This window comes from Streptomyces hainanensis (assembly GCF_004348415.1).
Classification (GTDB): Bacteria; Actinomycetota; Actinomycetes; order Streptomycetales; family Streptomycetaceae; genus Streptomyces; species Streptomyces hainanensis.
This window is the reverse complement of the sequence record NZ_SMKI01000182.1, coordinates 1-13,927: the sequence shown is the minus strand read 5'-3', so window position 1 is coordinate 13,927 and position 13,927 is coordinate 1. Positions and strand designations below refer to the sequence as shown.

Genomic DNA, 13,927 nt, shown 5'->3' with positions numbered 1-13,927 from the left:
CCCACCCCCTACGCCTTCACCCTCCGAACGTCGTTCCCCCCGGCCTCGGCGACCCCGGTGGTCGGCGAGGTACCGGAGGGCCTGGGCTGCTCGGTCTAGGGCAACTGGCCGACAGCGAGAGGGAGCTCATCGAGCCGTAAACCTGCCGATCGGCGAGTACGGCCCGTATGGCCGTGCCGCGCCGCCGCCGGCCCGTCGGCGCCTAATCCGCCGGCGGCACCCAGATCTCGCCGGCCAACACGTTCCGCATGCCCACCCACATCACGTTCATCAGCCGCGCGGTGGTCGCCTCCGGCGACTCCTCGGGGTGCCGTTCCATCCAGTCCGTCAACGAGTCCGCCGCGCCCACCAGCGCGTGGGCCACGAAGTCCGCGTCGTCGGCGCCGAGCCGCACCTGCCCCCCGGCGTCGGCGATGCCCGTGCTGATCAGCCCCGTCACCTCGGCCATCACCGAACGCCGCGCCGCGGTCAGCTCGTGCGCGATCGCCTCGCCCTGCTCGGGCGCCTGCCGGTGCAGCACCACCCAGCTGTCCCGGTGCTCGGCGACGTGCCGGAAGAACGCCGCGAGCCCCGCCCACAGCCGCCCCTCCGGCGCGCCGCCGGCGTCCGCCGCCTCCCGGAACGCCGCCACCATGCGCGCCGACTCGCGCCGGACGCAGGCGATGAACAGACCTTCCTTGGAACCCAGGTACAGGTACACCATCGGCTTGGAGATCCCGGCCAGTTCGGCGATCTCGTCCACCACGGCCGCGCGGTAGCCGCGCTTGGAGAAGACCTGGAGCGCCGCGTCGAGGATCTCCTGCTCGCGCACGCTTCTCGGCAGCCGGCGTCTGGGCTTGTCTGGCCTGTCTGGCTTGTCGGTCACGCTCGCCACACTACCCAGTGGGGTTCTCGGTGGGATTCTCATCTTACTCTTCAGTAAGTTTACTATGGAGTAAGCTAGCGGCGCAGATGCCCCGTTGGACGGCCCACCGGCCGGAGAGTGAGACGAGAGCAGTGGCTGAGCCCACCCCGAACCTGGAAGACCTCGACTTCTCCGACGTCACCCCGGACGACTTCGCCGCCCTGGTGAAGCAGTCGTCCGCCGCGCAACTCGACGAACTCATGCGCGGCGAGCTCCGCCAGCGGGTGCTCGCCGAGATCTTCAGCCGGATGGGCCGGCAGTTCCGCCCGGACAACGCCGGCTCGCTCCGGGCCGTCATCCGCTGGGAGGTCACCGGCCGCGCCGGCGAGCCGCTCGCCGTCTACGACGCGACCATCGCCGACGGCACCTGCCGGGTCACCCCGGGGCCCACCGACGCCACCCCGCGCGTCACCCTCGCCCTCTCCGACGCGGACTTCCTCCGCCTCGTCTCCGGCAACGCCAGCCCGGTGCTGATGTTCATGACCCGCAAGCTCAAGGCCACCGGCGACATCGCGCTGGCCTCCGGGCTGGCCCGGCTCTTCGACATCCCCAGGAACAGGAACTGACGGAGGGACACGGCGAGATGAGCGGCTTCTCCCTCGACCTGACCGAGGAACAGCGCGACCTGCGGGACTGGGTGCGCGGCTTCGCCACCGAGGTGGTCCGACCGGCCGCCGCCGAGTGGGACGAACGCGAGGCGACCCCCTGGCCCGTCATCCGGGAGGCCGCCGCGATCGGCCTCTACGGCTTCGAGTCCCTGGCCGAGATGTACGGCGACCCCACCGGGCTCTCCCTCCAACTCGCCAACGAGGAGCTGTTCCGCGGCGACGCCGGCATCGGCATGGCTCTCTTCGGCACCCACCTCGCCGTCGCCGGCATCTTCGCCGCCGGCACCCCCGACCAGCTGGCCGAGTGGGTCCCGCGGTGCTTCGGCGACACCGAGGAACCCAGGGTCGCCGCGTTCTGCGTCTCCGAGCCGGACGCCGGCTCCGACGTCTCCGCGATGCGCACCCGCGCCCGCTACGACGAGGCCCGTGACGAGTGGGTGCTGAACGGGCAGAAGGCGTGGATAACCAACGGCGGCATCGCCGGCGTCCACGTCGTCGTCGCCGCCGTCGACCCCGCCCTCGGCGCCCGCGGCCAGGCCGCCTTCGTCGTGCCGCCCGGCACCACCGGGCTCACCGGCGGCCCCAAGATCAGGAAGCTCGGCCTGCGGGCCTCGCACACCGCCGACGTCTTCCTCGACGACGTCCGCGTCCCTGGCCACTGCCTCCTCGGCGGCCGCGACCGCCTCGAACACCGCCTGGCCAGGGCCCGGGAGGGCGGCAAGGCCAAGGGCCAGGCCGCCATGGCCACCTTCGAGGTCTCCCGCCCCACCGTCGCCGCCCAGGCCCTCGGCATCGCCCAGGCCGCCTACGAGTACGCCCTCGACTACGCAGGCCAGCGCGAGGCGTTCGGCCGCCCCATCGTCGACAACCAGTCCATCGCCTTCGCGCTCGCCGACCTCCGCACCGAGCTCGACGCCGTCCGCCTCCTCATCTGGCGCGCCGCCTGGATGGGCCGCAACGAGAAGCCCTTCACCGCCGCCGAGGGCTCCATGTCCAAGCTCCGCGCCGGCGAACTCGCCGTCCGCGCCACCGAGAAGGCCGTCCAGATCCTCGGCGGCGCCGGCTACAGCCGCGACCACCCGGTGGAGCGGATGTACCGCGACGCGAAGATCTATACGATCTTCGAGGGCACCAGCGAGATCCAACGCCTCGTCATCGCCCGCGCCATCACGGGCCGGCAGCTCAGGTAGCGGGTCAGGCGCTCCTGTCGCCCCCTGCCCCCTCCGCCCCGGGCCGCGGGAAACGGTCGGGGCGGAGTGCGCGTGGCCGGGCTCAGTCTGTTGCGGTGTCGCCGCCGGCTGTGCTGTCCGGGCCACCGGGGGGCGACGGGTCGTCTTCGGCACCGGACGCCTCGGTGCCGGGCGCGCCTGCCGGCTTGGCCGGTCGGTTGTCGATGACGATGCGCGGGACTCGCCGGTCGCCGTCATCGGCACGCTTCGTCCGGGATCCGACGGTTGACGGAACCGGCCGGTCGGCCGATCGATGAGTTCCGGGGTGTGCGGAGGTCACAGCATGCAGGACCGCGGCGACTGACGCGCTCGTACCCGAAGGGACACACATGGCAAAGCTCATCTACTCGATGATCACCTCGCTCGACGGCTACGCCGAGGCGGCGGAGGGCGACCTCGGCACCGGGGCCGAGGACCAGGAGGTGCACACGTTCATCAACGACCTCTTCCGCCCCGTCGGCACGTACCTCTACGGCCGACGGATATACGAGACGATGGTCTACTGGGAGACCGCGCACACTCAGCCCGACCAGCCGCCGCACATCCTGCAGTACGCCCGCGACTGGCGGGCCGCGGAGAAGGTCGTGTACTCCACGACACTCGAGTCGGTGTCCAGCGCGAAGACCAGGATCGAGCGGACCTTCGATCCGGACGCGGTACGCAAGCTCAAGGCCGAGTCCGACGCCGACCTCACCGTCGACGGCCCGAACCTCGCGGCCCAGGCGATCGCGGCCGGCCTGGTGGACGAGTACCACCTGTTCATGACCACCAGCGTGGTCGGCGGCGGCAAGCGGTTCTTCCCCGACGGCGTGCGCCTCGATCTCGAACTGGTCGAGGAGCGTGCCTTCGACAGCGGACTGATCTACGCGCGCTACCGGACCCGCTGAGCCGCACCGGCTGGTGACGCCGCCGGCGGCCGACGCGCGGGCGTGACGCGGGCGCCGGGCGGCTACCGGAGCGCGGCTTCCAACTCCGCCCGGTGCTCGGAGACCCAGCGGTGGGCCTCCCGGATCCGGGCCGGAACGTGCTGGTTCCGTAGGCGTCGCATGGCGGGGTCGCCGCGGTCGGCGGCCTCCTCGATGCCGCGCCGGCAGCGGTCCTGCCACCACAGGACGGCCGGCAGGAGGCGTGCCCGGTCCGCCGCCGGGCCGTACGCGTCGCAGACGACCCGCAACTGCCGGGCGGCGGTGGGGAGGTCGGCGACGTCCGGGCCGAGGTCCAGGTACTGCCAGCAGAGGTGCGCGACGTCGTGGATCCGCTCGCCCGGCGCGGCGAGGTCCCAGTCGATGAGGGCGACCGGCCGCCACGCGGCGGCCGATGGTGCCGTGAAGACGGTGTTCTTCGGTGCCAGGTCGTTGTGGCAGACCACCTCGTGGCCCGCCGCGAGCGAGGTGCCGGCGGTGAGGTCGTGGAACTCGCGGACCAACTCGGCCGTCGCCGCCAGGAGTTCGTCCGAACATGCCGCGCGCCACCAGGTGGCGTCCGAGCCGGCCGTGCCCTCGATCCAGGACAGCGTTTCGCGGCCCGCGTCGTCCGTGCCGAGGAAGCGTGGGGCACCGGCCCAGCCGCGCCGTTCCAGCAGGTCGAGCAACCGGTGGACGAAGTCGGCGGACGGCGGCGGCCGTCTGCGCACCGTCGCGCCGACCCGGGTCACCTCGTTGACCGCACCACCGGACAGGGGAGTCTCGCGCATGGGGACACCCTGCCAGGCCGGGGCCGGTGACGGTCCCAACTCTCGTGCGGCGGCCGGCCATTACGGAAGAGTCGCATCTGCCACACTCTTTCCCCACGTATGGCAGGCTCGCCCACATGAGACTCACCTCCCGCTTCCGGGGCATAGTCCCCGCCGCCGCCACCCTCCTCGTCCTCTCCACCGCCGCCTGCGGCTCGGACGCCGAGAGCGGGGACGACCCCCGGGACGCGCGGTCGGCGGATGCCGGTGGCAGCGAGGAGGAGCTGCGCCGGGCCGTCGAGGACAGCCTGGGCGCGATCAACGAAGGCGACGCCGACGCGTTGCTGGCCGGCCAGTCCGCCGCCTGCCGCGAACAGACCAGCGCGGACGAGGCCGTCGAGGCGCTGGCGCTGATCGAGGCCCTGTACGGCGAGATCCGCCTCGAGGAGATCGAGATCCTGGAGTTCGAAGGGACCAGCGCCGTGGTTCGCGGCACCACCGGCATCGAGGCCCTGGACTCCGCGGGTGACGACGACGGCGCCCGGTGGATCTGGGAGGACGGCGCCTGGCGCGACGACAGCTGCGACGACGCGGGCTCCGCCCAGGACAGCGGCCAGGACGCCGCCCCGGATCCCGACGCCACGGTGCCGTCCGACCTCGCCGCGGGGGAGACCCACGAGTGGGACGACGGCGTGTCCGTGACCCTCACCGGCGTCACGGAGATCCCGTCGGACAGCCTCGGCGAGTTCGACCTGGTCACCGAGGGCCACACCCCGTTCTTCGTCGAGCTGACCATCGTCAACGACGGCGAACAGCCCGCCGACCTGGGCGAGTTCAGCACCCTCGTCGAGGGCGCCACCAACGGTGGCACGGTCGACTCGGTCTACGTCGAGGGCGAGGAGTACCTCGAAGGCCGGCTCGCCCCGGGGGAGACCAAGGAGCACCGCGAGCCGTACAGCATCGACACGGCCGCCAACGGCAGCGACCTCGTGATCGAACTCTGGCGCTACCAGGAGGACATGGACTTCGACGCCCCCACCTGGGTGGCGACGATCGGGTGACCGGTCGGTAGCCGCTCCGCGGGATCCACGACGCGCACGGAGACGCGTGAGGAAACCCGACACAGGCTGTCGGGTTTCGAGGCGAGCATGGCGCCACCGGCCGGCGTCGTCGACGGCGAGCGGCCGCCGTGTTGCGAGAGGCTGGAGGAAGAGTGACCGCGTTCGTAGGGGATGTCGCGCGTACGGGGCTCGGGACCATCGACGTGATCGGTGCCCGTACCAACAACCTGCGGGACGTCTCCGTGAGCATCCCCAAGGGCCGACTCGTCGCCTTCACCGGAGTGAGTGGCAGCGGCAAGACCTCGCTGGCCATCGACACCCTGCACAGCGAGGCCCAACTGCGGTACCTGGAGGGTCTTTCGCCGTTCGTCCGGCAGTACATCACCCAGCGCAGCCGGCCCAGGGTCGACCGCATCCTGGGACTCGGCGCGACGCTCGCCGTCGACCAGCGCCGCCTGAACCGCAACCCGCGCTCCACGGTCGCGACGATCACCGGCATCGACGGCCACCTCGGGCTGCTGTACTCACGCCTCCCGGCGATCGGCGGCGACCGGGCGACCGACGGTGGGGACGGACACCTGATGACCGCGCACTTCGACCGGCACACGCCGGAGGGGAGTTGCGCGGACTGCCACGGGGTGGGCGGGCGCTGGCGGGCACGGGAGGACCTGGTCATCACCCACCCGGAACTTCCCCTGTTCGAGGGTGCCTCGCCCTGGTTCGCGAAGTGGCGGTCCGGAGAGCACGCGTTCGTGCCGGCGCTGGCCGAGAAGCGGGGCGTGGACCTCGGCCGGCCGTGGCGGTCGCTGCCCGAGGAGTTCCGGCACGCCGTGCTCCATGGCACCGGTGACGAGAAGGTCGAGGCGACCGTCGACATGCCGAACAGGAACGAGACGGCCCGGATGACCTACACCTCGACCCAGCCGATGCGCGGCGCGCTCGCCGAGGTGGAGCGGGTGTTCGTGAACGCCCAGACGTCCAGCGCCAAGCAGCGCTACCTGCCGTACATGAGCAAGCAGCCCTGCGACACCTGCGGCGGCAGCGGGTACGACGACGTGGCCAGGTCGGTGCGGCTCGGCGGGTTGACGTACCCCGACCTGCTGGAGGTGGAGGTACGGGAGGTGCGCCGCTGGGCGCGGCGCGTGGCGGACGACCTGGGCGCCGGTCAGCGCGAGGTGGGCGAGCCGCTGCTCCAGGACCTGGGCCGCAGGCTCGGCATCCTCGACCGGCTCGGCCTGGCCCATCTCCAGCTGTCCCGGAGCGCGGCGACGCTCTCCGGGGGCGAGTCGCAGCGGACCCGGCTCGCCGCGCAGCTCAGCACGGAGCTGAGCGGCATCATCTTCGTCCTCGACGAGCCGGGGACCGGGCTGCATCCGGCGGACAAGGCGCACCTGCTCGACATCGCCCTGGAACTGCGCGAGGCCGGCAACACGGTGCTCCTCGTCGAGCACGACCCCGAGCTGATCGCCCGGGCCGACTGGCTCGTCGACATGGGGCCAGGGGCGGGCCGCCTCGGCGGCGAGGTCCTGGTGTCGGGGCCCCCTTCGGCCGCGGTCGCCCACCCGATGTCGCTGACCGGTCGCTACCTGGCCGGTGAGGGTCCGCGGCTGCGCCGGCCGCGCCGCCCGGTCGGGGACGGCACCGGCTGGGTGGAGCTGCACGGACTGCGCACGCACAACGTGCGCGCGGAGCTGGTGCGTTTCCCCGCCCGTCGGCTCACCTGCCTGACCGGGGTGAGCGGCAGCGGCAAGAGCAGCCTGCTCGGCGCGCTCGGCGAGAGCGTGACGGCCGCCCTGAACGGGACGGCGACCGACACGGTGCGGGAGGTGACCGGCCTCGACGCGTTCGGCTGGGCCGCGGTCGTCGACCAGGAGCCGCTCGGTCGGACGCCGCGGTCCAACCCGGCCACGTACAGCAAGGCGTTCGACGTGATCCGCCGACTGTTCGCCGAGACCGACGAGGCGCGCCGGCGGGGGGTCAACGCCTCCTGGTTCAGCTTCAACACCGCGGACGGCGGCCGCTGCGAGACCTGCACCGGTTACGGCCGCACGTTGGTCGACATGCACTTCCTGCCGGACGTCTGGGTGGTCTGCGACGCCTGCGAGGGCCGGCGCTACCGGCCGGAGGCCCTGGAGATCAGGTATCGGGGGTTGGCCGTCGACGAGGTACTCGACCTGACCGTCGCCGAGGCCGTGGAGCGGTTCCCCGAGCCCCGGCAGCTCGCGGAGACCCTGGGAGCCCTGCACCGGGTCGGGCTCGGCTATCTCCAACTCGGGCAGAGCGCGACGGAGTTGTCCGGCGGCGAGGCGCAGCGGCTGAAGCTGGCGTCCGCGATCCAGCGCGGTGCCGCGAGCCGCAGGGCCGGCCTCGTGGTGCTCGACGAGCCCGTCTCGGGCCTGCACCCCTCCGACATCCAGCAGGTGGTGGACGCGCTCGACGTGCTGCTCGACTCGGGCAACACCGTCGTCGTGGCCGAACACGACATCCCCGTCGCCGCGTCCGCGGACTGGGTGATCGACCTGGGGCCGGGAGCCGGCCCGGACGGGGGCGCGGTGGTCGCGGAGGGCACCCCGGACACCGTCGCGGCGGCGGACACCCCGACCGCCGGCTTCCTCCGACGCCACGCGGCGGGCCTGCCGCTGCTGGAGGTGCGGGAGGTACGGGAGGTGCGGGAGGGCGCGCGCCGCTGACCGACGCCGTGGGGAGGCGGCCCGGCCGGTGGCTCAGCGGCCCCGTTCACGCTGCCGGGCCGCCTCGTAGAGCACGACGGTGGCCGCGCTCGCCGCGTTGAGCGAGCTGGCCGAGCCGGTCATCGGGATGCGCAGCACCACGTCGCACCGCTCCCGCCAGCCGGTGCTGAGGCCGACCGTCTCGTTGCCGACGGCGAGCAGCACAGGACCGGTGAGGTCGTGGTCGGCGACGTCGGCCACGCCGTCCTCGTCGAGGCCCACCACCGTGACCGGCGTGTCGACGCCGTCCAGCCAGGCCGACACCTCGCGGTGGCCCGGGCTGCGCACGATCGGCAGCGCGAACAGCGAACCCGTGCTGGCCCGCACCGACTTGGGGTCGTAGGGATCGGCCGCGTGGCCCGTCACCACCAGGCCGTGGGCGCCGAAGGAGTCCGCCGAGCGGACGACGGTGCCGATGTTGCCGGGGCTGGTCGGCCGGTCGAAGAGCACGCCCAGGAAGTCGGGCCCGACGCGGATCCGCGACAGCTCGTCGGCCGGGAGCTCGGCGACGGCGACCAGCTCGGGCGTGCCCTCGTCCTTCTCGCCCAGCTCGGCGAGCAGCTCCGAGGCCATCGCGACCGACTCGGCCCCGCTCTCGGCCAGCAGCTCCCTGGCCCACCCGGAGAGCGGGCGCTCCGCGTCGAACAGCAGCGTCCTGATCGGCCAGCCGTGTGCCACGGCCTGGCTGATCGGCCGCACGCCCTGCACCAGGAACTCCCGCGCGCGCTGCCGCTTGTTCCGGTTGCCCAACTGCGCCTGCCACTGCTGGAACCGGGCATTCCGGGTCGTGATCCGCTGAACCGCCACGGGGGACAGGGTATGCGAGCGGCCGGGGCGCGCCGCGCCCGCCAGGAAACTGCACCGTGTAGTGCATATTTTGCACTGACGGGTGTACTGTCGCTCGCATGTCCTATCCGGAACCCCGCTACCACGGCGACACGGGCCACGTCAGCGCCGTGTACCGCCCGGCCGACACCTCGCCCGACCTGATCTCGCCGGCCGGCACCCGCACCTACTACCTCGCCACCGGCCGGCCCGCCGGCCACGGGCTCTCGGCCGTCACCGACGGCGAGTTCGGCCTCTACCACGTGGTCGACCTGGCGCCCGGCGCCGGCACCGGCACGCACTTCCACCGCACCATGTCCGAGTCGTTCTTCGTCACCGCGGGCTCGCTCCGCGTCTTCGACGGCGAACGATGGGTCGACGCCGCCCAGGGCGACTTCCTCCATGTGCCGCCGGGCGGCCTGCACGCCTTCGCCAACGGGACCGAGCAGCCCGTGTCGTTCCTGATGCTCTTCGTGCCCGGGGCGCCGCGCGAGGGCTACTTCGAGGGGCTCTCCGAGCTGGCCGGCCTCAGTCAGGAGGAGCGGGAGCGCTTCTTCGCCGAGCACGACAGCTACTTCGTCGAGCCCGACGGCAACGGGCCGCGTCCCGACGGGCGTCGGCCGTGAGCGAGGCGTCGGCCGTGAGCGGGGCCGCGGCCGTGAGCGGGGCCGCGGCCGCTGGCGGCGGCGCGCCCTCCCGGTCGGCCGGTCGGCCCGAGAAGCGGCGGCTGATCACGGCGGCGGCGCGCCGGGTGTTCGGCGCCGAGGGGTACGCCCGCGCCTCCGTCGACGACATCGCGGCCGAGGCCGGGGTCTCCAAGCGCACCGTCTACAACCACTTCGGCGACAAGGAGAGCCTCTTCCTGGCCGTCGCGCTCGAAGGGGCGCACGAGGTCACCGCGACCATCGCCCGGCTGCTGGAGAAACACCTGCGCAAGGTCGTGGACGTGCGGGACGACCTCACCGCCTTCGCCCTCGACCGGGTCGCGGCCGTGGGGGAGTTCCCCGACCACTTCGCGCTCGTCCGGGCCATCGAGGCGGAGGCCCCCCGGATGCCGGGGCCGGTGCTCGCGGCGTGGATCGAGGCGGGCCCCCAGACCGGCCACCTGCGGCTCGCGCCCTATCTGGCGGCCATGGCCGACCGCGGTCTGCTGACGCTGGACGACGCCGCGGGAACCGAGAGCCCGGCGGAGCGGGCCGCCGACCACTTCAACCTGCTGACGGTGGTCAACGTGAACCAGCGCACCTTCTACGGCGCCGTGCCCCTGCCGGGGGAGCGGGTCACCGAGCTGGTGGTCGACGGGGTGCGCGCGTTCCTGCGGCTCTACGGGGCGCCTCCCGAGCCGGCGGTGGGCCACCCCTGACCCGCCACGGACGACCGTGGCGGGCCCGGAGTGGCCGGCGTGCTCAGCTGAGCAGGTTGAGGGTGTTGGTGGCGTCGTCGACGAAGTAGACCGAGCGCTTGTCCGGCGCCACCGCGAGGCCGAACAGGGCGCCGGCGCCCGGCGGTTCACCGCTGGCGTCGAGCTGCCTGAACGCGACCTGCTTGCCGCGCGGAGTGGTCTCCACGATGTTGCCGTCGCCGCCGTTGACGGTGAGGATGTCGTCGTTGGGGGCGATGGCCAGGCCGAGCGGGCCGTTGAGCAGCCCTCCCTCGGTGACCGTGCGGCCGACGCCGGCGCTCGACTCCCGGGTCAGGGCCTTCGGAATGGCCGCGATGCGGTTGTCGACCGTGTCGGCCACGTAGAGCACGTCGTCCTCACCGAGGCCGACGCCGGTGGGCCCGACCACCAGCGCCGCCGGGTCCGTCCGCTCGGGGAAGCCCGAGCCGATCACGGTGGTGCGCTCCCGCGTCGGTGGCTTCCCGTCGTGCAGCCTGACGGTGATGCGCAGGACCGTCCCCTCGTCCACCACGTCGCCGCCCGCGGCGACCGTGCCGTTGAGCACGTTGGTCACGAACAGCGCGACGTGGTGGTCGTCGACGGGTGCCGCGGTCATGTCCCAGGGGCCGTTGATGCCGTCGCCGGCGAAGGTCTCCCGGACCCTGCCCTCGTCGTCCAGCACCAGCAGACACCCGGCCTGGGCGGTGGCGGAGGTCCCGTCCGCGGTGGGCAGGCTGCCGACCACCACCCAGCCGCCGGGCAGGATGGACAGGGCGGTGGTCAGGCCGACGCCGCCCGGGCAGTCGCCGGGCAGGGCGGCCGGGTCGATCTCGGCGAACAGGCTGGTCTCGCCCGCCGGGCTGATCTGCACCAGCGTGGTGCCGGTGCCCTGCTCGTTGGCCGCGTTGTTGAAGTTGCTGACCAGGACGTGTCCGCGGCGCAGGCGGCCGTCGTCGTGCGGGACCACGGCGGTGCCGTAGGGGTTGACGTCGCCGTTGGCGGGGACGGTGGAGGCGATGGTGGTGATGGTGTTCAGCGGTTCGAGGAACGGCCGGTGCGACCCGTCGCCGCCGGCACCCGCGGGTGCCGCGGCGGTGCCGCCCAGCGCGGCGAGCAGCGCGCCGCCCGCCGCCAGCAGTGCCCGTCGTGTCGAACGGGGCGATCTTCGTCGTGCTGTCACGGAGCACGAGGAGTGAGCATCCATGGCGCGATGCTATGGATATGCCCGGATTGCCCACGCGTGTCCGATGAGGGGTCGTTCGATGATCACCCGAAGCGGGGGCGTTTCCTGGTCCGAGGGGGGCTCTTCGGCCGCGCCCGCTCAGCTCTCGTAGCCCTCGACCTCCCAGGCCGGCCGCACCGTCGCGCCGCCCGGGTCCTCGCCGAACTCCAGGCGGGCCCGGCGCTGGCGCAGCAGGTCCCAGCACTGGTCGAGCCGGGCCTCGACATCGCTCAGCCGCAGCTGATCGCCCTCCTGGAGCCCGCGGCCGACGGAGCGCTCGCGCAGCGCGCGCTCCTCGGCCACGAGCTCACCGACACGGGCAAGGATGTCCTTGTCGTCCATTGGGTCAGATTAGGTGCGAAACCGGACGCCGGCCACCCGGCGGGGGCGGCCGCTCAGGACGGCCCGGCGTCCAGCAGCCGCGCGACGTAGGCGTTGCGGAACCGGCCGACCGGGTCGTGGTCGAGCACCAGCCGCCGGAAGTCGGCGAACCGGTCGTAGCGGGCCGCGATCACCGCTGGCTCGGCGGCCGTCACCTTGCCCCAGTGCGGTCGGGCGCCGAGCGGCAGCAGCCGCTCCTCGATCGCCGCGACGACGTCGAGCACCGCCTCGGGCCTGCGGTGCCAGGTGAAGTGGAAGCCCACCGAGTCGCGGCCCTGGCTGGGGCTGAGCCACAGCTCGTCGGCCGCGACGGTCCGCACCTCGGAGACGTGGAGCAGCGGCGCGATCCGGTCGCCGAGCCCGGTGAGCGCGGCGAACGCGTCCCGCACGGCGGCCCTGGGCACGAACAGCTCGGACTGGAGCTCGTCGCCCTCGCCCTGGAAGAACTCCAGGCGGAAGTGCGGCAGTCGGTCGTACCAGGGACCCGGCGCGCCGAGCTGCGGGGTGCAGGACTCGGGCGGCTGGCCGGGGATGGGGTGGCGCGGGGCGTCCGCGAGCCGGCCGCCCAGCCACTCCGTGCCGGGGTGCCCGGCGCCGTCCCGGTCGAGGCGGCGCTTGAGCCAGATGGTGCCGAGGCCGCTCCGCCAGTCCGTGAAGGTGCTGACGCTGTGGCCGGCGCCGGTGACCTCGTCGAAGCCGGCCAGCACCGCGTCGAGGGGGACGTCGGTGTAGACCCACTGCGCCACGTCGTAGCCGCGTTCGAGGTCCAGGGTGAGCGCGGTCACCGGGCCGAGCGCCCCCAGGTTCACCACCGCGCCCGCGAAACGCTCCGGGTCCTCGGCCCGGCTCAGCCGGACCGGGTCGCCCTCCGGCCCGATCAGCTCGATCGCCGCCACCGAGGAGGCGAGGCCCGGCACCCCGTTCCCCGAGCCGTGGGTGCCGGTCGCGACGGCGCCGGCGACGGTGATGTGGGGGAGGGAGGCGAGGTTGGCGAGCGCGAACCCCGCGGCGTGCACCTCGGCGCAGAAGTCGGCGTAGCGGAGACCGCCGCCGACGGTGACGGTGGCCGATTCCGGGTCGATCTCCACGCGGCGCGGCAGGCCGTCGAGGCGCACCAGGTCGCCGGTCGTGTCGGCGATGTCGCTGAACGAGTGGCCGGCCCCCAGGACCCGCACCTGCCGCGCGGTGGCAACGATCCGCCGCAGCTCGTCGATGGTGCTCGGGCGGTGCCACCGCTCGGCGCCGAAGGTGATGTTTCCCGCCCAGTTGCGCACGGGCGTCCCGGTTGTGAGCATGCCGCGACCGTAATACGAATCCTTGTGCGATGGGTAGCGTCCGTGGCGCCCGGCCGGCGAGGGGGCCGCGTGGCGTCAACGCGACGCCCGGGTGGTTCATGCGATCGGGCGGCCGGATTCGCGTGTTCCTGCGAATCGGCAGAGCGCGAACCGGCCAGTTTCCCGCGTCGCCGGCCGCTCCCGCCGAGCCCTCGGGCGCCACCACCCCGGCGGGAACCCGTCACCGGCCAGCGCGCGACCCGACGACCGCCCCCGCCTACCGTTGATCGGTCGATAGCAAACACCGGTGGGCGACTTGTCCGAAAAGCTGCTGAGAGTGCTGCGTTGGGCGGTGGTTTTGCGCTCTGATATGCGGAGGCACGGGCGGTTCCAGCGCGTGCCGAACACGTCCTGGCAGGGCCGCCAACAGGTCGTGGAGACACGTCGGGAGATCCCGCGGAGCCCGTGGGACGCGATGCGAGGGGCACGACATGGACAAGGCCGCGCCGACGGCCCAGGCGGTCGCCGCCGAGCGGACGCGCCACAGCCGCGCGCCGGTCGGCGACTCCGGACCGGCCGCGCCGTCGCGCGGCCCACGCGCCGGGTTATCCGCGCCGGCCCCCCGGTGCACGCCCTAGGCG

The 13,927-nt window shown here is 73.2% G+C and carries 13 protein-coding genes and 1 pseudogene; 8 read left to right on the top strand and 6 right to left on the bottom strand.

The window, feature by feature from the left end; genetic code table 11:
• Positions 1–99 (top strand): annotated as a pseudogene (locus E1283_RS38845) (DUF3291 domain-containing protein); the annotation flags it as partial.
• A gap of 103 nt (positions 100–202) precedes the next feature.
• Here E1283_RS38845 and E1283_RS18095 read toward each other — a convergent pair.
• Positions 203–865 carry a TetR/AcrR family transcriptional regulator gene (locus E1283_RS18095; RefSeq protein WP_243744923.1) on the bottom strand — a complete coding sequence of 221 codons (663 nt, stop codon included), beginning with the start codon at positions 863–865 and terminating at the stop codon, positions 203–205.
• Positions 866–996: 131 nt separating this feature from the next.
• Here E1283_RS18095 and E1283_RS18090 point away from each other — a divergent pair, with 131 nt between their 5' ends.
• The 3 genes from E1283_RS18090 to E1283_RS18080 all read left to right on the top strand — a co-directional run bounded on the left by E1283_RS18090 (position 997) and on the right by E1283_RS18080 (position 3,628).
• The gene (locus E1283_RS18090; protein WP_243744922.1) at positions 997–1,470 is read left to right on the top strand and encodes an SCP2 sterol-binding domain-containing protein; all 474 of its coding nucleotides are present in this window, start codon (positions 997–999) and stop codon (positions 1,468–1,470) included.
• A gap of 17 nt (positions 1,471–1,487) precedes the next feature.
• Entirely contained in the window at positions 1,488–2,702 is a 1,215-nt protein-coding gene (locus E1283_RS18085; protein WP_132819107.1) for an acyl-CoA dehydrogenase family protein, read from the top strand.
• Positions 2,703–3,070: 368 nt separating this feature from the next.
• On the top strand, positions 3,071–3,628 hold the full coding sequence (locus tag E1283_RS18080) for a dihydrofolate reductase family protein (RefSeq protein WP_132819106.1): 558 nt from the start codon (positions 3,071–3,073) through the stop codon (positions 3,626–3,628).
• 62 nt (positions 3,629–3,690) lie between these two features.
• Here E1283_RS18080 and E1283_RS18075 read toward each other — a convergent pair whose 3' ends face one another.
• The gene (locus E1283_RS18075) at positions 3,691–4,434 is read right to left on the bottom strand and encodes a phosphotransferase (protein WP_132819105.1); all 744 of its coding nucleotides are present in this window, start codon (positions 4,432–4,434) and stop codon (positions 3,691–3,693) included.
• A 116-nt stretch (positions 4,435–4,550) separates the two neighbouring features.
• Here E1283_RS18075 and E1283_RS18070 point away from each other — a divergent pair, with 116 nt between their 5' ends.
• Together E1283_RS18070 and E1283_RS18065 are read left to right on the top strand one after the other, a co-directional pair.
• Complete coding sequence (locus tag E1283_RS18070) at positions 4,551–5,474, top strand: hypothetical protein (RefSeq protein ID WP_132819104.1); 924 nt, start codon at positions 4,551–4,553, stop codon at positions 5,472–5,474.
• A gap of 152 nt (positions 5,475–5,626) precedes the next feature.
• The gene (locus tag E1283_RS18065) at positions 5,627–8,164 is read left to right on the top strand and encodes an excinuclease ABC subunit UvrA (protein ID WP_132819103.1); all 2,538 of its coding nucleotides are present in this window, start codon (positions 5,627–5,629) and stop codon (positions 8,162–8,164) included.
• Positions 8,165–8,197: 33 nt separating this feature from the next.
• Here the strand turns inward: E1283_RS18065 and E1283_RS18060 are convergent, their stop codons facing one another.
• Complete coding sequence (locus tag E1283_RS18060; protein ID WP_132819102.1) at positions 8,198–9,010, bottom strand: TrmH family RNA methyltransferase; 813 nt, start codon at positions 9,008–9,010, stop codon at positions 8,198–8,200.
• Between the two features lie 98 nt (positions 9,011–9,108).
• On the opposite strand from E1283_RS18060, the gene E1283_RS18055 reads away from it, so the two are divergent.
• Entirely contained in the window at positions 9,109–9,654 is a 546-nt protein-coding gene (locus E1283_RS18055) for a cupin domain-containing protein (RefSeq protein WP_132819101.1), read from the top strand.
• A gap of 14 nt (positions 9,655–9,668) precedes the next feature.
• Positions 9,669–10,391: a TetR/AcrR family transcriptional regulator gene (locus E1283_RS18050; RefSeq protein WP_243744921.1), complete on the top strand. Its 723-nt coding sequence runs from the start codon at positions 9,669–9,671 to the stop codon at positions 10,389–10,391.
• A gap of 43 nt (positions 10,392–10,434) precedes the next feature.
• Here the strand turns inward: E1283_RS18050 and E1283_RS18045 are convergent, their stop codons facing one another.
• The 3 genes from E1283_RS18045 to E1283_RS18035 form a co-directional block, all read right to left on the bottom strand.
• Entirely contained in the window at positions 10,435–11,613 is a 1,179-nt protein-coding gene (locus E1283_RS18045; RefSeq protein WP_243744920.1) for an NHL repeat-containing protein, read from the bottom strand.
• A gap of 117 nt (positions 11,614–11,730) precedes the next feature.
• On the bottom strand, positions 11,731–11,973 hold the full coding sequence (locus E1283_RS18040; protein ID WP_132819100.1) for a DUF2630 family protein: 243 nt from the start codon (positions 11,971–11,973) through the stop codon (positions 11,731–11,733).
• Between the two features lie 53 nt (positions 11,974–12,026).
• Positions 12,027–13,307, bottom strand: a complete 1,281-nt coding sequence (locus E1283_RS18035) for an FAD-binding protein (RefSeq protein WP_132819099.1) — start codon at positions 13,305–13,307, stop codon at positions 12,027–12,029.
• Positions 13,308–13,927 lie beyond the last annotated feature (620 nt).